12 protein-coding genes are annotated in these 21,709 nt (G+C 72.0%); 8 read left to right on the plus strand and 4 right to left on the minus strand.

The window, feature by feature from the left end:
* Positions 1–58: 58 nt before the first annotated feature.
* Positions 59–784, minus strand: a complete 726-nt coding sequence (locus ACH4S8_RS03065) for a hypothetical protein (RefSeq protein ID WP_398390328.1) — start codon at positions 782–784, stop codon at positions 59–61.
* 435 nt (positions 785–1,219) lie between these two features.
* On the opposite strand from ACH4S8_RS03065, the gene ACH4S8_RS03070 reads away from it, so the two are divergent.
* The 3 genes from ACH4S8_RS03070 (at position 1,220) to ACH4S8_RS03080 (ending at position 4,433) form a co-directional block, all read left to right on the plus strand.
* Positions 1,220–1,672, plus strand: a complete 453-nt coding sequence (locus tag ACH4S8_RS03070; RefSeq protein ID WP_398390331.1) for an ATP-binding protein — start codon at positions 1,220–1,222, stop codon at positions 1,670–1,672.
* Between the two features lie 122 nt (positions 1,673–1,794).
* Complete coding sequence (locus ACH4S8_RS03075) at positions 1,795–2,319, plus strand: hypothetical protein (RefSeq protein ID WP_398390333.1); 525 nt, start codon at positions 1,795–1,797, stop codon at positions 2,317–2,319.
* 113 nt (positions 2,320–2,432) lie between these two features.
* Positions 2,433–4,433: a glycoside hydrolase family 15 protein gene (locus ACH4S8_RS03080; RefSeq protein WP_398390335.1), complete on the plus strand. Its 2,001-nt coding sequence runs from the start codon at positions 2,433–2,435 to the stop codon at positions 4,431–4,433.
* 78 nt (positions 4,434–4,511) lie between these two features.
* Here the strand turns inward: ACH4S8_RS03080 and ACH4S8_RS03085 are convergent, their stop codons facing one another.
* A complete protein-coding gene (locus tag ACH4S8_RS03085; protein ID WP_398390337.1) occupies positions 4,512–5,333 on the minus strand; it encodes a maleylpyruvate isomerase family mycothiol-dependent enzyme in 822 nt (273 codons plus the stop codon).
* A 270-nt stretch (positions 5,334–5,603) separates the two neighbouring features.
* Complete coding sequence (locus tag ACH4S8_RS03090; protein ID WP_398390339.1) at positions 5,604–6,830, minus strand: chitinase; 1,227 nt, start codon at positions 6,828–6,830, stop codon at positions 5,604–5,606.
* Between the two features lie 704 nt (positions 6,831–7,534).
* Here ACH4S8_RS03090 and ACH4S8_RS03095 point away from each other — a divergent pair.
* The 3 genes from ACH4S8_RS03095 (at position 7,535) to ACH4S8_RS03105 (ending at position 15,195) form a co-directional block, all read left to right on the plus strand.
* Positions 7,535–8,956 (plus strand): lipase family protein, encoded by a 1,422-nt coding sequence (locus ACH4S8_RS03095; RefSeq protein ID WP_398390341.1) that lies wholly within the window; start codon positions 7,535–7,537, stop codon positions 8,954–8,956.
* Between the two features lie 172 nt (positions 8,957–9,128).
* Positions 9,129–12,068: a hypothetical protein gene (locus tag ACH4S8_RS03100; protein WP_398390342.1), complete on the plus strand. Its 2,940-nt coding sequence runs from the start codon at positions 9,129–9,131 to the stop codon at positions 12,066–12,068.
* A 310-nt stretch (positions 12,069–12,378) separates the two neighbouring features.
* A complete protein-coding gene (locus ACH4S8_RS03105; RefSeq protein ID WP_398390344.1) occupies positions 12,379–15,195 on the plus strand; it encodes a hypothetical protein in 2,817 nt (938 codons plus the stop codon).
* 144 nt (positions 15,196–15,339) lie between these two features.
* Here the strand turns inward: ACH4S8_RS03105 and ACH4S8_RS03110 are convergent, their stop codons facing one another.
* Entirely contained in the window at positions 15,340–16,170 is an 831-nt protein-coding gene (locus ACH4S8_RS03110; protein WP_398390346.1) for an aldo/keto reductase, read from the minus strand.
* A gap of 330 nt (positions 16,171–16,500) precedes the next feature.
* Here ACH4S8_RS03110 and ACH4S8_RS03115 point away from each other — a divergent pair, with 330 nt between their 5' ends.
* Positions 16,501–17,667, plus strand: a complete 1,167-nt coding sequence (locus ACH4S8_RS03115) for a serine/threonine-protein kinase (RefSeq protein ID WP_398390347.1) — start codon at positions 16,501–16,503, stop codon at positions 17,665–17,667.
* 400 nt (positions 17,668–18,067) lie between these two features.
* Positions 18,068–21,679 (plus strand): S8 family peptidase, encoded by a 3,612-nt coding sequence (locus ACH4S8_RS03120; protein ID WP_398390349.1) that lies wholly within the window; start codon positions 18,068–18,070, stop codon positions 21,677–21,679.
* Positions 21,680–21,709: the final 30 nt, after the last annotated feature.

Consider the following 21,709-nt stretch of genomic DNA (forward strand, 5'->3'; position numbering starts at 1 on the left):
GGGGCCCATGAGGCCGTGCGGATGCCCAAGTCCCTTACGCCTGGCGATGTCGACCGGTTCAGTCGCTGTCCGTCCCGGCTGCTTCCTTCGCCTTCGGCTCCGCCTTCACCTTTGTCTCCGCCTTCGCTTTCGTCTCCGCCTTCGCCTTCGTCGGCTGTTCCGCGCTGGGCGCCGGCGCGGACGGCGTCTCGGCGTCGACGGCCGTGTAGAACACGGAAGTTCCCTGCTTGGCCCGGTGGGCATGGCTCTTGGCCACCAGGTTCTCGAGGGTGGTCCGGACGACGTTGGTCTGGATGCGACGGTCGGGATGGGTCTGGGTCAGTGCCGTGGACACCTCGGCGGCGGAGCGCGGTTCCCGCTGCTCCGTGAGGTAACGGCGGATGAGGTCGATGAGGGTGGGCTGGGCCGAGGGGGCCTCGACCACGGGCTTCCCGGCTCCGGACGTCCGCGCCGCCGCGGCCTTCCCGGCGTCGGCCTTCTTGGTGTCGGTCTTCCGGGTCCGTACGCGCTTGCCTTCGGCGGACTTGGCGGACGTCTTCTGACGAGGCACCGAGGGCGCCGCCGCCGGCTCGGGGTCGGCGTCGACGAGCGCGGCCGTGGCACCCAGCGCCTGCTGCAGGTTGGTGAGAACGGCGTGGTCGTGCCGCAGAGCGTTCAACTGCTCCTGCAGCGCCTCCATTTCCGCACTGATGCGCTCCTGTTCCTTGGCGTTGCGCTCCAGGTCGGCGACCACTTGGGCCGTGTACTGCGATGTCAGTTCGGTGGGAGTCTTGGTGTCGGACACGATGGGACCTCTCTCTGCGCACGGTCGCCACATGAACACATCCGGAAGGTGCCGCGGGGCAGGGCGTGTTGGTGTGACCGGTGCTGCATGGCTGGGTGACCGCACTCGATGCGTATGCCCCGGCTTACAGATACTACGGACAGTGTTGGCGTGTGGTTCCTTTCGCGTGCAGGTTCCCTCAAAAGGAAGTTCGGGTCGAGGTGTCGTATTGACTCCCCCCACGTCGTCCGGGCGCCGTGCCGAGCACATGTACGTGTCGTCCGGCGCCGCACCGAGCACATGAGGCCCTTTCCGGACTCGTCCGCGGGGCAGTGCGGAGTGGAGGGGCGCCCATGTGCCGGAGCACCGGCGGCGGTGCCGACTGCACGGACGGCTTCCGGGTACACGGCAGGTACGGGAGGGTACGGACGACACGAACGGAAGCGAGGCCGTGCGATGGCGGTCAAGGCGATGGGCTGGGCGCACTCGTTCCCGGTCTCCGGAGGGGTGAGCGCGGGACGGCGCTGGACCCGGGAGCACCTGGAGTGCCTGGCGTGGACGGCGGAGGAGCCCGAGACGGTGGACGCCGTCGTGCTGACGGTGTCCGAGCTGCTCACCAACGCCCACATCCACGCCCACAGCGACGCGCGTCTCGTTCTCACCTGGGACGGCGCATGCCTGCAGGTGAGTGTCCACGACGAGGACCCCACGCCGCCGTGCCGGCGGGACCCGGAGCCGGGGGCGGTGTCCGGCCGCGGGGTGGGCATCGTGCGGATGCTCGCCGACGAGTGGGGCACGCAGTGCCGGCGGCACGGGAAGACGGTCACGGCGTGCTTCCGCCCGGCCGCCGTCCGACAGCGGGACGACGACGGCCGAGGCGATGCCCGGCTGTGCGGTGACGACGGCTGAGGCGGTGCCTGACAGCGCGGTGACGACGGCTGAGGCGGCAGTCGGCGCCGCGGAGCCCTTCCGTGTGGCCCGGACGGCCCGCTCACCGGGCGTGGGCAGGGCCCGGCGCCTACCGTGAACGGGTGAGTGGCTCCAGCGTTCCGCCCGAGAGCGGGCACGGCGCAGACCGGACGGCCGGCCACCGAACCGACTACGCGGGCGCGATCTACGGCTCGATCCTGGCCGCCTCCGTGGTGGCCACCGCCGGAACGACGGGGGAGTACCCGCGGTTCCAGGCCGTCATGCTGCTGTTGATCACCGGCCTGGTCTTCTGGGCGACCCATGTGTACGCGCAGATCGCCGGGGAGCGCATCGTCGGTCAGCGCTGGTCCCTGCGCCAGATCCGCCGGATCGGCGTTCATGAGTGGTCCATCGTCGAGGCGGCCACCCTTCCCGCCGCCGCCGTGGCCCTCAGCCCCCTCTTCGGGATGAGTGTGAACACGGGCCTGTGGATCGCCCTCGCCATCGCGGTGGCCCAGCAGGTCATGTGGGCGTGCCTCAGTGCCGTCCGCGCCGGTGCCTCCCGCGGGCTGGTCGTCGCCGAGGGTTTCGTCAACCTGGCCCTCGGCCTGATCATCGTGGCCGCCAAGGTCGTCCTGAAGCACTGAGCACGGATGCCCGAGTGCATGCGGGCACGTGTGCCTGCATGCCCAGGATCCCCGACGACTCGTTAGCCTGGAGCGGAGGGGGAGGCTCGGGTGACGGCCCAGAGGAGGCCGGTATGGCCGGTACGGCAGACATGAACTCCGGGGTCCGAGCCGACGACGGGCCCCATGCCGCCCCAGGCGGCCCGTACGGCGACGACGGGCGCCACGGCGCGCCCGGCGGCCCGTACGTGCCCCTCGGCGCTCCCGGTACCCCGTACGGCGAGGCCGGGACCCCAGGTGCTCCCGGCGCCCCGTACGGACCGGGCACCCCCCGCTACCTGCCGATCGCCGACCACGGCCTGATCGGCGACCTGCGCAGCGCGGCCCTGGTCGGCACCGACGGCACCATCGACTGGTACTGCTGCCCGCGCTTCGACGCGCCCAGCGTCTTCGCCTCGATCCTGGACGCCGACCGGGGCGGCTGCTTCGAACTCGCCGCGGACGTTCCGGCGCGGACGAAGCAGTTCTACTTCCCCGACACGAACGTGCTGATCACCCGGTTCTTCGCGGACGACGGGGTCGGGGAGATCCAGGACTTCATGCCGGTGGTCGACGAGTCCCGTGAGGCCGACCGGCACCGTCTGATCCGCCGTGTGGTGTGCGTCCGCGGAACCCTGCCCTTTCGTGCGCGGGTGGCCCCCCGCTTCGCCTACGGGACGGTTCCGCACACCGTGCGTGTCGACGCCGGCCAGGCCGTCTTCGCCACACCCGCGCTGAAGCTGGCCCTGACGTCCACGGTGCCGATCGAGGCCGCCGGACACGACGTGTGGTCGCTGTTCAAGCTGCGCGAGGGGGAGTCCGCCGTCTTCACCCTCGACCGGATCACCGACGAGGTGGCTCCGCGCTTCTGCGCCGTGACGGAGGCCGAGCGGGACTTCAAGGCCACCGTGCGCTACTGGCGGCACTGGCTGTCGCAGTCCCGCTACCGCGGCCGCTGGCGGGAGATGGTGCACCGCTCCGCCCTCACCCTGAAACTGCTCACCTACGCCCCCACCGGCGCCATGGTCGCCGCGCCGACCACCAGCCTGCCGGAGAGGATCGGCGGCGAGCGCAACTGGGACTACCGCTACGTGTGGATCCGCGACGCCGCGTTCTGTGTGTACGCCCTGCTGCGTCTCGGCTTCACCGACGAGGCCGAGGCCTTCATGGGCTTCCTGTCCGAGCACGTCCAGACGAGCATACCGGAGGACGTAGGTCCCGACGGCCCCCTGCAGATCATGTACGGCATCGACGGGCGCCGTGAGCTGCCCGAACAGGAGCTGACCCACCTCGAGGGCTATCGCGGATCCGCTCCCGTGCGGATCGGCAACGGCGCCGTCGGCCAGCTCCAGCTGGACATCTACGGGGCGCTCGTCGACTGCCTCTACCTCTACGACAAGTGGGGGCAGCCCCTCTCCAGCGCGCACTGGGACAACATCCGCGGGCTGGTCGACTGGGTGTGCGAGCACTGGGACCAGCCCGACGAGGGAGTGTGGGAGACCCGCGGGGGCCGCAAACCCTTCCTCTACTCCCGCGTCATGTGCTGGGTCGCCATCGAACGTGCCATGCGGCTGGCCCGGCACCGCGGCCTGCCCGCCGACGTGCTGCGCTGGGGCGACGCCCGCGACGCGATCTACCAGCGCATCATGAGCCGGGGCTGGTCCAGCAGGCGCAAGGCCTTCACCCAGTGCGAGAACAGCGACGTCCTCGACGCGTCGCTGCTGATGATGCCGCTCGGGAAGTTCATCTCCCCGACCGACCCGAAATGGCTCGCCACCCTCGACGCCCTGGGCGAGGACCTGGTCTCCGACTCCCTGGTCTACCGCTACGACCCGCAGACGAGCCCCGACGGCCTCAAGGGCGAGGAGGGCACCTTCTCGATCTGCTCGTTCTGGTACGTCGAGGCACTCACCCGAGCGGGCCGTCTCGACGAGGCCCGGCTCGCCTTCGAGAAGATGCTCACCTACGCCAACCACCTCGGCCTGTACGCGGAGGAGATCGGCCACACCGGCGAACAGTGCGGCAACTTCCCCCAGGCCTTCACCCACCTCGCGCTGATCAGCGCCGCCTTCAACCTCGACCGCAGGCTCGGCTGACCGCTCCCGGCGCCGTACGACCCGGGCCGGGGCCGCGGCCGGCCCTCTCGTGACCGTCGCGGAGGGTGGTCCGTGCGCTCAGGGCGCGGTGAACAGGCCGGGGAAGCGGGGCGCGAGCCAGGGTTTGCGGCCCCGGGCGAGGATGCGGCCGCGGAGGAGGGGGCTCACCTGTCCCTGGCGGCCGAGCGCCATCAGGAGGAACGTGACCGGCTCGATGGAGATGGTGCAGTCCGGCCCGGCCGGTGGCTGCTCGTCGACGCTCACCACGCCGTCGGCCAGTGTCACGCCGAACGCGCCGCCGCCCCACAGCCGGATGGCGTAGCGGGCGTTCATGCCGGCGGTGTTGCGCGGTTCGGTCACCCGCGGCATCGCCCGGAGCAGGAACGGCAGGGTCAGTGCGACCCGGGCCCGGTCGAGCATGTGCGGCCGGCCCAGCGCGCGGGCGAGGTCGTAGCCGTGGCCGAGCATGTGCGTGAGCAGGTACGACCCGAGCTCCGGCGCGCTCATCGGGCCCAGCGGAGTGACCACGGGCTCCTGCGGAGCGCCTTCCTCCAGCGCCCTCGCGCAGGCGTCGGCGTGTTCGACGATCATCGCGGCCAGGGGTTCGGGCCGCCGTTCGCCGAACTCCGCCAGCGACCGTTCGTTGGCCTCGGCCAGGCTCTGCGGGGTGCCGTCCCCGTAGGGGCGCGCCTGCCCCGCCGCTATCTGGGCCATCAGCTCGTTGGCCAGGGCCAGATGGGCCGCCGCTTCGCCGACGCTCCACTCGGCGCCGGGGATCCGGCGTTCCATGTCGGCGTCGGGCCGCAGCAGCGCGGCGATCTCCTCCGCGGTCTCGCGCAGCGCCGCACCCAGTCCTTCGGGCAGCGGCCTCCGCACGTCCTGCCCAGCCACTGAGTCCACGTTCCTCGCCTCTCCCGCCGGCCCCGCGTCACCGGGGCCGGGAGCCGGCCGTGATGCAGCGGGGCGCCCTGTGCACACCGGTCGTACAGAAGACCAGGCATCGCGGGCCGCGGCAAGACCCTGAGCAGGGAGAACGTGTGCGGACGACGGGACGTCGAGGGCAAAGCGGTCATTCGTCCCAGGGCCGGAACCTCATGGGGCCGGCCGCCCGGGAGCCGATGGAGCCGGACGGGACACGTGTGGTGCGTCCCGTCCGGCTCCGTTCAGGTGTCAGCAGGCGCCTTCGTCCTGCCACGGGCCCCAGTCGACGCCGGTGGGCGTCTCGTTCTGGGTCCACCACTTGGCTTTCCAGTTGTGGTGGTTGTACGAGGCCTCGTTGCCGGCGGTGTAGACCGTGGCCGCGTTCCAGGGCGTCTTGCAGCCGCTGCTCGGCGGAGTGGGCGTCGGCGTCGGGGTGGGCGTCGGGGTGGGGGTGCCGGTGGGCGGGGTCGCGCCGGCGAACTTCACCGAGTACTTCGCGAAGTCCCAGGAGTTCTGGGCCACGCTGGAGCACGTGCCGGACGTACGGCCGCCGTTGTCGGCGGGCGAGCACTGCCGGTCCCGGTTGAGGGACCAGAAGGTGAAGCGGTCCATGTTGTGGCCGGTGGCGAAGTCCAGGACCGTCTGGAAGTCGGCCTGGGAGAAGTACTCGCCGCTGTCGCTGCGGCCGTTCATCCCGGAGAAGCCCTCATGGGCGTACGCGGTCGCCTGGTCCCAGCCGAAGGTCGACTGGAGGATCGTGTTGAAGTTGGCGAGCGCGCTGGTCTGGGACGCGGCGCCGTTGAAGCCGCCGTCGAACGGCATGATGGAGAAGTTGTTCGGAGTGAAGCCCTGCGACTTCGCCTCCAGCAGCATCTGCTTGCCGAACCAGCCGGTTCCGTCCGCCGTTCCCGGCGTGGTGACGGACACGTACAGGCCCGGGTTGTTCTGCTGCAGGATCTTGGCGGCGCCGATCTCGTTCTTGATGGCCGCCGTGTTCTCGTACTCCGGCTCCTCCAGGTCGAAGTCGACCGCGTGCAGGCCGTACTTGGTGATGACCTGCTGGTACGCGGCGGCCGTGGAGGCCGCGTCCGAGCAGGTCTGCCCGAGCTTGGTGCCGCCGTAGCCGCCGATGGAGATGGAGACGTCGCCGCCCTTGGCGCGGATGGTGTTGACGACCGACTGTACGGCGGTGTCCGAGGAGACCGCGGCGGTCCCGCCCCAAGTGGGCGAGCATCCACCGCCGTTGGGGGCGAGGACGAAGGCGAGCTGGAACGCCTTGAGGCCGGTCGCGTCCATGATGGCGCCCGCGTCCGGCGGATCGTTGTCCAGCGGCATCAGGTAAGGAGCGGCGGCGTACCACCGGTTGCCGAGCGCGGTGGTCGCGCCCGATGCGCTGCCCGCGACGAGGGCGGTCGTGCCGACCGCGGCCAGGCTCACGGCGGCCGCCGCGCCCAGACATGCGCGAAGACGTCTCACTGTGCCTCCAGAGGGGTGGGGGAGGCTCCAGCTTCCGGGCTCTGTCGCGATCACGTCAAGGTGTTGGACTAGACCAAATGGGCCTTTGGACTAGACCGGGCGAACTTTTTGCCAACCGGGCCGCCGGGGTGGGCCGTTGTCCGTGCGGCGGGGTCTTCCGGTGTCGGGTGGAGGGCGGTCGGCCGCTCGGAAAAGACGTGCGCAGACATCTTGTCACTGAGTGACATTCACTCCTACTCTCCAGATGTGACTTGGGAGTAACTAGCGGGTGTCGAACGGGACTTCGACCTCCGCCGCTGCCGGGAACACGTACCGGAACAGGGCAGTACGGGACAGCGGGAGACAGCACAGAACGGCGGAGCCGCAGCCACGAGCCCCCCAGGCTTCGCCGTGAACGAACCCTCAGTACATGCCGCCTCGCCCGGCGCCGTACGACGTGCGGGCGCCGCACCGCGCGACGCCCGGCCGACGGCGCGCGGGCGGTGCCTTCGTCCTGTCCACCTCCGCGATGCGGCTGGGTGCGGTCCCGTCGTGCCCATGTCCGTCTCCGGGTGCTTGCCCTTCCCCCTCACCGACCTGAAACGCCACCGGTAGTCCCGCGGTGGCGACTCGGTCGGCACCGGAGCCGGAAACCGGCGTCACTCCATGGACGCCGTCGGCCGCCCGCACGACCCCCACGTTTTGACGAAGCAGGAGTGAGCCGTATGGAACGACCCCACGAGCCTCATCAGCCTCATCCGACGTCCGGCCGACGTCCCCGCGCGGAGCGGACCTCGCCCGCCTCGCGCCCCGGGCCCACCGCGGCTAACCGCGGCCGCCTCCTCGCCACCGCACTCGCGGTGCTCGCCTGTCTGAGTGTCCAGGCGCTCCCCGCGGCGGCGGCCGGCGCGAACGACGTCGTGTCCCGGGGCGTCACCATCCCCGCGTTCTACACGCCGCCCGCGAACCTCCCCGCGGCCAACGGAGCCCTGATCCGCAGCGAACCCCTCCCGCTCGCGATCAGCCTGCCCGGCCTCGACGGTCCGCTCCCCGGCACCGCGACCCGCCTGATGTACAAGTCGACCGACTCCAACGGGCAGCCCGTCGCCGTGACCGGCGCCTACATCGAACCCTCGGCCGACTGGAGGGGCGACGGTCCGCGCCCCCTGGTGGCCGTGGCCCCCGGCACCATGGGCCAGGGCGACCAGTGCGCGGCCTCCATGGGCCTCGAGCACCCGATCGCTCTGAACGACCAGACGGTCTCGGTCGGTTACGAGGACCTCGCGATCTACCGGCTCCTGGCCAAAGGCGTGTCGGTGGTCGTCACCGACTACGTCGGGCTGGGTGCGACCGATCGGCTCCACACGTACGTCAACCGCCTCGACAGCGGCCACGCGCTGCTCGACGCCGTCCGCGCGGCACGCGGGCTGGCCGGCGCATCGGTCACCTCCGACTCACCCGTCGGCCTCTACGGCTACAGCCAGGGCGGCGGCGCGAGCGCGTCGGCGGCCGAACTCCAGCCCTCCTACGCCCCGGACATCACCCTGGCGGGCACCTATGCCGGCGCACCGCCCGCCGACCTCACCGACGTGATCAAGGGCATCGACGGCAGCGCCCTCGCCGGTGCCCTCGGCTGGTCCCTCAACGGCTTCATGCAGGCCGACCCCGCCCTGCGGGCGATCGCCGACGAGCACCTCAACGCCGCCGGAAAGGCCGCGCTGAACGACCTCTCCACGACGTGCGTCGCCGACGCGATCCTCGGATACGCGTTCAAGAAGAGCACGTCCTGGACGAAGGGCGGCGAGTCCGTCAGCGACCTCGTCGCGAACACGCCGGCGCTCCAGGCCACCGTCGACAACCAGCGCATCGGAAACCTGAAGCCGACCAGCCCCGTACGCCTGGTCACCGGTGTCCAGGACGACATCGTCCCGCACTCCCAGGCGCGCCAACTCGCCGTCGACTGGTGCCGAAAGGGCGCCGACATCACCTACGACGCCATCATCCTGCCGAACCTCGGCGACAAACTGATCACCAACCACATGGCGCCCTTCATCACCGACCAGGGCGACGCCATCGACTGGATCACCGATCGTCTCTCCGGCAAGCCCACCTTCTCCAACTGCTGGACGATGCCCCTGCAGCCCTGAGCCGTGCGGTGCGGGCTCCGGCGTCGATCCCCGGCGCCGGGGCCCGTGCCCGCGATCCGGAACGCAAGCGGTCGCCATCGGTCAAGGAGCGGCATTTAGCAGCAAAGCACCGTGAACCCGTCCGGGAATTCCTAGGCTCGCCTCCTGTTTCTCAGCATCCGGGAGGACCCGCGTGCCGCAGCCCCATCGGACGAACGAGACCGATCTCGTCCTCCCCAGCGGTTTCGACGACATCGTCAGAGTGCTCGACCGGTACGTCGTCGACCGCCACAACGGCATCCCGCACCGGCGGCACGGTCCGCGGCACCGGCTGCCCGCCCTGCTCCTCACCCGCGAGCCCGCGGCCGAGGCGACCGCGGACGGCACCACCGCGACCGGCGCCCCACCGGGAGACACCGGGCAGGGCGAGCCCGATCCGGCGCTCTCGGCGCTGGTGCACGCCTACCACCACCGCCTGGTGCGCCTCCACACCGGTGAGACGGGCCACCTGGCCAGCCTCGCGCCACACGCCCTGGTCGACGAGGAACTGCTCGCCTGCGAGCACCCCGGGGAGGACACCGAGAGGCGGGACGGCCCCCACGTACGGCTGCTGGACAGAGTCGCCAGGCAACTGCGCGTCACCATGCCGGACGGCTCCGGCACCTTGCGGCTGCCCGAGTTCGACGCGTGTCTGTCGGTGCTGCGCGCCTCCGTCGCCGACGGGGACGTGCGGGACGAACGGCGGGTGCTGCGCGACCGGATCTACGACAAGTACGCCTGGAAGTTCGGATTCGCCGCCGAGGTCGGCGCCCTCGGCGAGGAACTCGGCGCCCGGCAGTGGTCGGCCGTCACGAAGCTGGTGACCGCACCACTGGCCTGGCTGTGGCGGTGGTCGTACGGCGTACGGATCGACCGCGGCGCCCGCTTCCGGTGGGTCGGCGGGATGCTGGACGAGCCGGGGCGCAGCTTCCTCAACGCCGCCCTGTCCCTGCGTGACGCCCACCTGCGTTCCCGGGCCCAGGACAGGGCCGACCGGGAAGCGCCCGCCGACGCGGGGGCCCCGGCGGCCCCGGCCCGGTCCGCGGCGTCCGCCGTATCGGCCCGCGACGAGGCGGTGGTCCGGCAGATCCTGCTGACCGCACTCGTCCACGACCTGGCGCGGGCGGCCCGCCCACCGGTGTGGAGCGCGCGCAGGCCACGCAGACGCTGGCCCTTCGTCCTGCTGCTGCCGACGGTCGGCGGCGACGAGTCCCCGAGCCGCAGACTCCTCAACTCCTACTCCGCCGTGGCCGAGGAGACCGGGACCTGCCCGCTGCTCGTCCTCGGCGCCGCCACGGCGGACGTCCCGCCGTACGCCGTCGGCCTGCCCCGGCCCGGTGCCCCGAGCCGGAACGCCCGGCCGAGCACCTACGGCGCGACGGCTCAGGCGGTGGCCTCGGTGCTCGCCGCGGGCGCCGGCGGGCAGCAGGCCGAAGCCGTACGCGCGGTACCGCTGTCCCGCGTGCCCGACAACGGGACGAACGCCGAACGGCCCGCGGTGCAGCGGACCGTGCGTGCCCGCGAGCGGCGCCGGAGCGACTGGCTGCGTCCCGCCGCGGCGACCGTGGCCGTGCTGGCCGTGATCGCCGCCGGACTGCTCCAGGTGCCGTGGCCCGGTGCGGCACACACCGGCGCCGAAACCGCACCCCGCGCCACCGACACCTGGTGTCCGCGGGTCGGCACCGGCGAACGGGTGGGAATCACCGACGGCAGCGACGCCTGCGAGCTGGCCCACGGCCTGTACGCGGACGAACTGCGGTCGCTCGAAGCCCGGTTGGGCCGCCAGAACGCGGACGTCGACCGCTCGAAGCCCTATCGCACCCTGGTCTTCTTCGCTCCGCTGAGCGTCGGCTCCACGTCGCGCCGCACCGTGCCCACGGGCTTCCAGATGCTGCGCGGCGCGCTGCTCGCCCAGCAGGAGGTGAACAGGCTGAACCTCAAGTCCCAGATGCCGATCCGGCTGCTCGTCGCCAACGCGGGGGAATACTTCACCTTCGGATCGCACGGCGGACTCAACACGAAGAACCACAGCGGCGTGGATGTGGCCCGCATGATCGTCGAGCGCATCCACCGGGACCACATCGCGGGCGTCATCGGCCTCACCCAGAGCCGTCCGGAGTCCCTCCAGGCGGCCGTGGAACTCGACGCCAAGGGGGTCACGGTCCTCGGCACCGGTGTCTCGGGCCAGCCCATGGTCGAGGGCGACTCCCCGGTGTCGTACTTCCAGCTCTCGGCGCCGGACGCCCGCGTCGCACGCGTCATGGCGTCCTTCGCCCGGCGCTCACCGCGGCTGGCGGCTCTGACCGAGGTTCCCCGGGGGCACACCGCCCCCGCCGCCGTCCTGGTCTTCGACCCGCACGACACCTACTTCAGCGCGGACCTGAAGAAGCGGTTCACCGACGCCTACGGTTCGGCGGGGCCGGTCTACCCGGTGCCGTACGGCGAATCGGGCAACGACAGCCAGACGCCCTCCGTGGCGGCCAGTGTCTGCGCCCTGATCCACCGGACCGACGGCTTCGTCCTCTACGCGGGCCGCTCCAGCGTCATGTACGACCTGTTCTACTACCTGCAGAACGACATGCAGTGCCGTACGCACCGGGGCCGCATCGCCGTGCTGGCCGAGAGCGCGGCTCCCAGCCTGGTGCTGCATCCGGAACTCATGGCGCAGCAGTACAGCTCCCTCAGCCTCTTCTACAGCCAGTTCAGCCTGCCCGACGACAAGGGGTCCTTCGTCACGAACTTCCGCAAGGCGTACGAGGGTTCCTCCGACAGCGACGCCGCCGCCGGCTACGACGCGCTGAAGGTCTTCTTCAAGGTGATGAACGACATCGCCGTCACCGACCCGCAGTTCACCCCCAGCGCCGTGGTCACCTACCTCCAGTCGACCGGAGTCACCGACTATGTCGGCGAGTCGGGGATCATGACCTTCGGCAAGGGACACAAGTACCCGGTGAACAAGGAGATCGACATCCGGGAGATCACCGGGGACGGCACCAGGATCACCGACCTCACGTGCGGAGCCGTGGCCGCGAAGGAGGACCCGGTGACGCGCTGGGGACCCTCCGGGAACTTCATCTGTCCCGAGGACGGCTGAGGACGGCCTCACGTCACGCGTCCGGGCACGGCGGCGGCCGGGGCGCGTGACGCGAGGCCGGCCGCCCCACCCCGGTTCCCCGGCCGGCGCCCCTCCGGTCCTCCGGCCGACGCACCCCTCCGGTCCTTCCGCCGGTGCGCCCTCCCTCTCGCCGGAGTGCCCGACTCCATTTGCCTGCAAGGGAGTTGAGCACGGAACACCTGTGACGCGAGGCAACCCTCCGGCCTCCCCGCCCGTCCTCGTGGGACGGGGGAGCGCTCCGGGACCGACGGGGCGACGGGGGCGCATGCCGACCAGGAGGAGAAGAACCTTGTTCCGTGTCCGGCGCACAGGGGTCGTCGCTGCGGTGCTGCTCGCAGCGGTCGCGGGATCGCCAGGATCGACCCAGGCACATCAGGACCCGGCCGGCTCCGCACGTGTCGCGGGACGCGCACCGGCCGCGGACACCGACGGCAAACTCCCCGCCGGGTGGAGCGTCACCGGCGAGGGAGCGGCGCGACAGCTCGTCTGGCACTCGGACAAGCCGGTGCCCATCAGCGACTCGGGCGTCGCGTTCTACGCGGGAGACCGGTTCCTCGGTCGGCCCGCCGGTGCTCCGGACGGCCGCTCCTTCCGGCTCGCCCTGGGCACGGCACAGCTCGGGAAACCGTCCGGCCTCCAGGCGCGGACCGGCGAGCGGCGCCTGGACGCGGCGGGCGCCGCTCCGAGCCGGCCCACCGGACCGGACGGGCCCGCGGAACGGCCCGGAGTGTCGGCCCAGCCCTCGGCCCGGCTGCCCGCGAACACTGTCGACCCCGGCAAACCGGGTCTCTACCGGACCGCGACCGGCGACTACGAGCTTGCCTCGGTCCGCCTGCCCGGCTTCGCCGAACCCGTGGAGATGCGCGCCGTGGTGGTCGCCCCCACGAACGCTCCCGGACACCGGCCGCTGGCCCTGTTCCTGCACGGCCGCCACGCCACCTGCTACACCGGCCACGGCCACGACACGAGCGGCGCGTGGCCCTGCCCCGCCGGCTCCCGCCCCATCCCGAGCTACCGCGGCTACCTCGCCGACCAGAAGCTGCTGGCCTCGCAGGGATACGTGACCGTGTCCATCGCCGCCAACGGCATCAACGGACAGGACTACGCGGCGGAGGACGGCGGCGCGCAGGCCAGGTCCTCCCTGGTGCGACAGCACCTGGCCCGCTGGGCGGACTGGTCCGCCCGCCCGGCCTCCGCGCCCCCGATCGTGCGGCGGACGGCCCCCGCCGACTTGTCGCGGGTCCTGCTGGTCGGCCACTCGCGCGGCGGCGAGGGGGTGAACCGGGCCGCCATGGACAGCCTGTACGGCGCCCCGGCCGACCAGGACGGCTACCACGGGCCGGTGCGCTGGCACATCCGCGGCACCGTCCTCATCGGCCCCACCCTCTTCGGCCAGAACCCCACGCCGGACGTGCCCTCGGCGACGATCCTGCCCGGCTGCGACGGCGACGTCTCCGATCTCCAGGGCGAGATGTACGTGGACGCGACCCGCGGGGTCAGCCGCGGGGCCGCCCTGCACAGCGCCGTCTACATGGTCGGCGCCGACCACAACTTCTTCAACAGCGAATGGACACCGGGCCAGGCCCAGGCACCGGCGGAGGACGACTTCTGGAACGGTGACCAGCCCGACCGGGTGTGCTCGCCCGGCACCGCGACGAGGCTGACGGCCCGGCAGCAGCAGACCGCGGGCGCGACCTACATCGCCGCCGCCGCGCGGCTGTTCGTCGCCGGTGACGACCGGGTACGGCCGCTGCTCGACGGTTCGGGACGGCGGGCGCCCTCCGCCGGTCCCGCGCGGGTTCTCACCCACGCGGTCGGCGGACGCCGTACTCCGGCGTTCCTGCCCGACGGACAGGTGTCCGTCGACGGCGGCAGGCTGTGCGAGGAGGTCACCGAGGTCGTGTCGGCGGCCTGCCTCGGCTCCGGCCGCAGCGGTGTCTCGCCGCACTTCGCCTCCTGGGCGGCATCGCAGGAGCCGGGACGCCGCGCCGTGGCCCTGCGGTGGACGGCCGCCGGCTCCACCGTCCGGATCCGCCCGGCGAAGCCGGTCTCGGTCGCCGGCTCCCAGGCCCTGGCCCTGCGCCTGATCGTTCCGCCGAACACCAGGAACGCCCGGTTCGACATCGGACTGACGGACACCTCCGGCCACCGGGCAACCCTGGGGAGCGCCCGTCTCGACGGCCTGCCCGGAACCGACCGCACCGCCTCCTACTGGGGGCAGGAGGTCCGGCTGCCGCTGGCCGCCGCCACCCGCGCGGGAGTCGATCTGCACCGGGTGAAGTCCCTGGAGATCGTCCCGCGCACCGGCTCCGGGCAGGCGTGGCTCATCGACTCGTGGGGATGGAGCGCCGGAACCCCCGCCGTCCGGGCCGCGGACCTGGCCCGCGTCGACCTCGGCCGGCTGACCGTCGACGAGGGCGACACGGGCGTGCGGACCTACCACGTGCCGGTGCGGGTCACCGGGCACAAGAGCGGCACGGTCCGGCTGTTCGTCGCCGATCCGGACACGGGCCGGACCACCTCGCGCGAGGTGACCGTACGGCCCGGCGGTCCGGTGCCCGATGTGCCGATCGAGGTCCGGGGCAACACGCGCTACGGCTACGACGTGTCCCACGACATCTTCGTGAAGGCGGTCCACGGCGTGGTGACCGGCGCCTTCCGGGGCGGTGTCACCGCGCGGAACGACGATCCGGCGCCCACCGTCGAGGTGGCACCGGCGGCTGCCAGTGCCACCGAGGGCGGGAGCCTGACCTGGCGGATCTCCCTCTCCCGGGCCGCCGACGTGGAGACCACGGCCGACGTCGTCGTCCTGCCGGTGGCCTCCGGCGCCGAACTGTCCACCACCGACGTCGATCCCCGCTGGCTGGCGAGGTACTCGGCCGAGGGAGCACTGCCGTCACGACCCCTGTCGCAGCTGCGCGGCCTCTCCCTGTACGTCGACGTCCCGCCCGGCCGGACGAGTACCGAGATCGCCGTTCCCGTCGTGGCCGACTCCCTGACCGAGCCCGCGGAGACGGTCCGGCTGCGTCTGAGGATCTACGACGAGGAGAACGGCACGCGGCACAACGGTCCGGAGTTCACCGGTACGGTGCACGACCCGGCGTAGCCCGCCTCCGGCCCGCGCGCAGGCCGAGGGACCGGGTCCCCGGCCCCGGCCGACGCACGGGCCGGACGCTCGAGGGCTCCGGGGCCACGGAGCCCCGGAGCCCTCGAGTTCTCGGGTGTGTCGTCGAGCCGGGCCCCCGGTCCTTCAGAACTCCTCGTGCGTCGTGGGGTCGCCGCCGAGGCGCCGGCGCGGACGGTCGCCGACGGCCGTCATCTCGGCGGGAGTCAGCTCGAACCCGAAGACGTCCAGGTTCTCCCGCTGCCGCCCGGCGTCGGCGGACTTGGGGATGGGGACCGCTCCGAGCTGTGTGTGCCAGCGCAGCACGACCTGGCCGGGCGTCACACCGTGTGCCTCGGCGATCTTTCCGAGCCCGGGGTCGTCCAGGAGGCGGGAGCCGCGGCCCAGGGGACTCCAGCTCTCGGTGACGATGCCCCTGTCGGCGTGGAAGGCGCGCAACTCGTCCTGGGGGAGCGAGGGATGCAGTTCGATCTGGTTCACCGACGGCAGCACTCCGGTCTCCGCCTCCAGCCGGCCGAGATGGTCGGCCGTGAAGTTCGAGACGCCGATCGACCGCACCAGGCCCGCGTCGCGGAGCTCGATCATCGCCTTCCAGGATTCCACGTACTTGTCCACGCGGGGCAGTGGCCAGTGGATGAGGTAGAGATCGACGTAGGAGAGCCCGAGACGGGCGCGGGACTCCTCGAAGGAGGCCAGCGTCTCCGCGTGACCCTGGTGTCTGCCCGGCAGTTTGGTGGTGACGACGATCTCCTCGCGAGGGACACCGGAGCGGGCGATGCCCCGTCCGGTGCCGGTCTCGTTGCGGTAGTTGGCCGCCGTGTCGACGAGCCGGTAGCCCAGGCCGAGCGCGCGGCTCACGGCCTCCTCGGCCTGTGCGTCGTCCATCGGCCAGGTGCCGAGGCCGACGGCCGGGATCGTCGTACCGTCATGGGCCGTGCGGTCCGGGATGCTGATCACGGGGTGCCCTTTCCGAGCTGCGAGAGGTACGCGCCCATCGTGCAGGCTGCCGCCGCCGGAGGCGACGCGGGCGCGCCGCCTCGGACGGGACCGGTACGTCCGCCCTTGTCGAAGGTGTCCGGAGCGGCTTTCGGAGTCACGTTCCGTCAGAGTCCGGTGGCACACCGAAGGGTTCTTCGTGATCTTGAGGCCCAGGGTGAACAGCGTCTGATCACCGTCGTGTTGGCAGTAGGCTCAACCTGCTGCGGCGCCCCGATGATCACTCATGCTCGGTAGGGCATTGACCCGTGGCGATCGACGAAATCCCAACGGCGTGAGGATGAAGCACAAGTGCTGATAGCGGGGCGGTATCGGCTGCAGGCCACTCTCGGGCGGGGCGCGATGGGGGAGGTGTGGCGGGCCCACGACGAGATGATCGGACGGTCCGTGGCCGTCAAACTGCTCCTCTCCCAGGACGCCGACCCGACGGCCGCGGCCCGGTTCCGTCTGGAGGCCCAGACCGCGGGCCTGCTCAACCATCGTCACGTGGTGGGTGTACTGGACTTCGGGGCCTACGAGAACCGGCTGTTCCTCGTGATGGAGCTGGTCGAGGGCGACAGTCTCGCCGGTGTCCTCACCGGCGCCGGGAGACTTCCCGCCGACCGGGTCGCGCGGATCGCCGCCGAGGCCGCCGCGGGGCTGGCCGCCGCGCATCAGCAGGGCATCGTGCACCGGGACATCAAGCCCGGCAACCTGCTCCTGGACGCCGAGGGGAGTGTCAAGATCGGCGACTTCGGGATCGCCCGCTTCATGGACGATCCCGCGGGCGGTCTGACGGCGACCGGTCAGATCGTCGGCACCAGCCTCTACCTGGCCCCCGAGCGGGCCCTCGGCAAGACCGCGGGCCCGCCGTCCGACATGTACTCCCTGGGCTGCGTCCTGTACCAGCTCCTCACCGGACGGCCGCCGTTCCAGGCGGGCAGCCCCGTCGCGGTCCTCCATCACCACCTCGACACCGCCCCCACCCCGCCGCGGGAGCTCGGTGCCGATCTGCCGCCCGCCTTCGAGAACTACCTGCTCAGTCTGCTCGCGAAGCAGCCCGAGGACCGGCCCACCGCGCTCCAGGTGGCCGCCTGGTACAGCTCGGGCGCCTGGCAGGGGCGTCCCGAGCCCCTCCCGGCGGTGACGCCGGAGCCCGGACGGCACCGGCAGGACACCAGGGCCACGGGCCCCGCGACCACGTACGCCCTGCCGTCGGTGATGAGGGACACCGCGGGTGGCGGCCACCGGTCGCGCCGGCGCCCGCGTTCGGGGGTCGGTGAACTCCTCGAGGACCGGCGGCGCGTCGTGGGAGCGGCCGCAGGGGCCGTGGTCTTCCTGCTGGCGGTGCTCGTGGGCGTCGAGGTGTTCTCGCCCGACAGCAGCTCCGCGGAGACTCCGCAGCCCGGCTCGACCACGGGGATCGGCACGACCGCACCCGCCGCCACGGCGCCGACCGGCTCCCCCGGCGGCTCGTGACCGGCCGACGGGAATCGAGGGACGCCGCGGGCGGCGCGGGTGCGCCCGCGGGCCGGCGAAGGTCGACGGCAAGAGTGCGGCCTATGACATAACTGCCCTGGATTTATGGGGAGTTCGTCAATCTGGCACATGTGAGACGTGGCGCTTTCGTGCCATCGCCGGTCGTTCCCTCCGAAGGCGCGGGGCGGGTAGAAAGCGCTGCATGATCTCCCCCATACCTTCCCGCCGGAGTCGCCGCACGGCACTCGCGGCAGCGGTCGGCACCCTCGCAGTCCTGACATCCCTCGCGGGGCCACCCGGCCTCGCGGTGGCTGCCGTCACGTCAGAGACGCCGGGGGCGGAGCCCGTTGTCCCGCAGGGCACCGCTCAGCACTCCGTCACACTCCTCACCGGTGACATCGTGCGTGTCACCGAGGCGGGCGACGGACGGCAGACCGCCGACGTGACCCGCCCGTCCGGTGCCACCGGCGGCGTGCGCACCGAGACCGTCGGCGGCGACCTGTACGTCTACCCGGACGAGGTGCTGCCCTACCTGGCCGCGAACCGCCTCGACAAGCGGCTGTTCGACGTCACCTCCCTCATCGAGCAGGGCTACGACGACGCCCACAGCACCGGCATCCCGCTGATCCTGGGCTACGGCGCCAAGACCGCGCCCGCCGCCCGGACCGCGCCGACCGGCACCACCCGGGTGCGTTCCCTGCCCGCCATCCGCGCCACCTCCGTCCGGGCCGCCAAGAAGCAGGCCCGGAAGCTGTGGAAGTCCGTCGCCCCGGCCGCGTCCTCCGTCACGGAGTCCGCCGCGCCCAAGCTCGGTGACGGCCTGTCCAAGATCTGGCTGGACGGCAAGGTCAAGGCCACCCTCAAGGACAGCACCGCGCAGATCGGCGCGGACACCGCCTGGGCGAAGGGCCTGGACGGCAAGGGCGTCAAGGTCGCCGTGCTCGACACCGGCGCCGACCTCGGCCACCCCGACCTGAACGGCCGGATCGGCGAGTCGCAGAGCTTCGTGCCCGACGAGACCGTGCAGGACGGCCACGGCCACGGCACCCACACCGCCTCCACCGTCGGCGGCAGCGGAGCCGCGTCCGACGGCGCCGAGAAGGGCGTGGCGCCCGGCGCCGACCTGATGATCGGCAAGGTGCTCTCCAACGCCGGTTACGGCCAGGACTCCTGGATCATCGCCGGCATGGAGTGGGCCGTCGACCACGGCGCCCGCGTCGTCAGCATGAGCCTCGGCTCGTCCGACCCGTCCGACGGCACCGACCCGATGAGCCAGACCGTCAACAAGCTCACCGAGGAGAGCGGCGCGCTCTTCGTGATCGCCGCCGGCAACTACAGCAGCGAAGCGAGCATGGGCACCCCCGGCGTCGCCGACGAGGCGCTGACCGTCGCCGCGGTCGACGCCAACGACAAGCGGGCGTCGTTCTCCTCGCAGGGCCCCCGCCTGAACGACTACGCCCTCAAGCCCGACATCTCCGCCCCCGGCGTCAACGTCCTCGCGGCCAAGGCGGGCGGCAGCGCCGCGACCGGCTGGTACCAGACGATGAGCGGCACCTCCATGGCGACGCCGCACGTCGCCGGAGCCGCCGCGATCCTCGCCCAGGAGCACCCGGACTGGAAGGCGCACCAGCTCAAGGACGCGCTGATGAGCACGTCCAAGCAGCTGACCGGCTACACCGCCTACCAGGTGGGTTCGGGCCGCGTCGATCTCTCCGCCGCGACCGCCGCCACGGTCACCGCGACCGGCTCGGCGTACTTCGGCATCGACTCCTGGCCGCACGCCGACTCCGCGCCGGTCGACCGCACGGTGACGTACACCAACACCGGTGACACCGACGCCGAGCTGCACCTGGCGCTGAACGCCTCCGTCGCGGGCGGCCCGTACGACACCGACCCGACCGCGGGCAAGGGCACCCCGGCCCCCGACGGGATGTTCACCCTCTCCGCCGACACCGTGACCGTCCCCGCGCACGGCACCGCGACGGTCACCGCGACCGCCAGGCCGGGCCTGGGCACCGACGGCCGCCGCTACCTCGGCCAGGTCACCGCGACGGACGGCTCCGGCGCCACGCTCGCCCGCACCCAGGTGGGCCTGTACCGGGAGGACACCCGCCACACCCTGCACATCACCATGAAGGACCGTTCCGGCAAGCCGGCCGCGGGCTGGGTCGAGATCCAGCGCCTCGGCAGCACCGAGGACCCGTACAGCGTGACCGTCGGCGACAGCGGCAAGCTCGACCTGCGCATGCGCGAGGGCACCTACAGCCTCCTGACGTACCAGGACGTGCCCGGCAGCCACGGCCCCGACTCGCTCGGCATGGCGGTGATGGGCGACCCGGAGGTCGTCCTCGACCAGGACCGGAACGTCGATCTCGACGCGAGCCGCACCCGTGAGGTCACCGCGGAGGTCCCGCGCCGGACCGAGGACCGGGCCCTGTCCATGAACTGGTACCGCGCGGACGGCCAGGCGGCCAACTCGTACGGCGTGGGCGTCGTGGAGGTGCAGTACCTGCTCGCCTCCACCTACGACAGCATGTTCGTGCTGCCCACCCGCAGGACGACCCAGGGCACCTTCGAGTACGAGACCCGCTGGCGCAAGGCGCTCCCGCTGCTCACCGTCACCGACGACGGCAGGCCCGTCCAGGTCGTCGCCCAGGCCAACTCCTCGCGGTACGACGGGCACAAGCGCCTGGACGCGGTGTACGCGGGCACCGGCACCCCCGCCGAGTACGCCGGACTGAACGTCAAGGGCAAGGTCGCGCTGGTGACCCGCTCCGGCGCGCTCACCGGCGCGCAGCGGGCGCAGGCGGCGGCCGACGCCGGAGCGGCGCTGCTGCTGGTCGTCGACGACCAGCCGGGCAAACTGATCGAGTCCGTCGGCACCTCCGCCGGCGACAGCGCCGTGCCGGTGTTCTCCGTGACCGCCCGCAACGGGGCCCCGCTGATCGCCGACGCCAGGCGCGGCCGGCTGCGGCTGGACGTCGAGGGCGTGCCCAACTCCCCGTACGTGTACGACCTGTCCGACCCGCACCCCGGCCAGATCCCGTCCACCGGGCTGACCTACCGTCCCCGCGCGTCCGAACTGGCCACGGTGGAGATGCGGTTCCACGGCGCCACCGCCACGCAGAGCGGCGAGTGGCGGTCCGGCTTCCGTCCGTACCGCAAGTACGGCTCCGGGTACCTGCTGCGCCAGGACATGCCCGGCACCCGCACCGACTACGTCTCGGCGCAGGAGGGGACGCGGTGGGTGGAGAGCATGGGCACCGGGCCGGGTCTGCTCCTGTCGAGCCAGAGCACGCGCACCACGTACAAGCCCGGCTCGTTCCAGGTCCACAACTGGTTCAAGCCGGTGACGCACCCCGCCAACGGAGGCACCTACTGGTGGTCGCAGCGCCAGAAGACCTCGCTCGCGTTCAACATCCAGCCCTGGTCCGACAGCGGTGACGGCCACGGCGGCGTCATCCAGAGCAACGGTCCGGCGAAGGTCAGCCTGGCGGTCTACCAGGACGGCACCCTGCTCAAGACCGTCGGCTCGTCGGCCCTCACCATCACCCGCCCGCCGACCACCCCGTCGGTCTACACCCTCGACCTGACCGCCGACCGCGACGCGGACACCTACCGCCTGTCCCCCCACACCCACACGGTGTGGCAGGTCAAGTCCGACCCGGTCACCGACCCGACGGTGATCGACCGGGTGGCGGTGCTGCAGATGGACTACGCCGTCGACACGGATCTGGCGGGTGACGCTCGTGGCGGCCGCCAGACGCTCCGGCTCACCCCGCACCACCTCGAAGGCGCGGCCGGCGCCGGGACGATCCAGGGCGCGACACTGTCGGTCTCCTACGACGACGGCGCGACCTGGACCCCGGTGCGGACGAAGGGCAAGTCCGGTACCTGGAGCGCCCGTTACGACGCCCCGCACCACGGCTATGTGTCACTGAAGGCCGAGGGCTGGGACGACGCGGGCAACCGCATCACCCAGGAGGTGATCCGCGCCTACGGCCTGAAGTAGTCCGGGTACGGAGGCTGTCGCCCCGAGCCG

The organism is Streptomyces sp. NPDC021080 (assembly GCF_044333225.1).
Taxonomy (GTDB): domain Bacteria; phylum Actinomycetota; class Actinomycetes; order Streptomycetales; family Streptomycetaceae; genus Streptomyces.

Coding starts and splice junctions, on each gene's coding strand:
- ACH4S8_RS03070 (WP_398390331.1), top strand. CDS start 1,220: ATGGCGGTCAAGGCGATGGGCTGGGCGCACTCGTTCCCGGTCTCCGGA.
- ACH4S8_RS03080 (WP_398390335.1), top strand. CDS start 2,433: ATGGCCGGTACGGCAGACATGAACTCCGGGGTCCGAGCCGACGACGGG.
- ACH4S8_RS03095 (WP_398390341.1), top strand. CDS start 7,535: ATGGAACGACCCCACGAGCCTCATCAGCCTCATCCGACGTCCGGCCGA.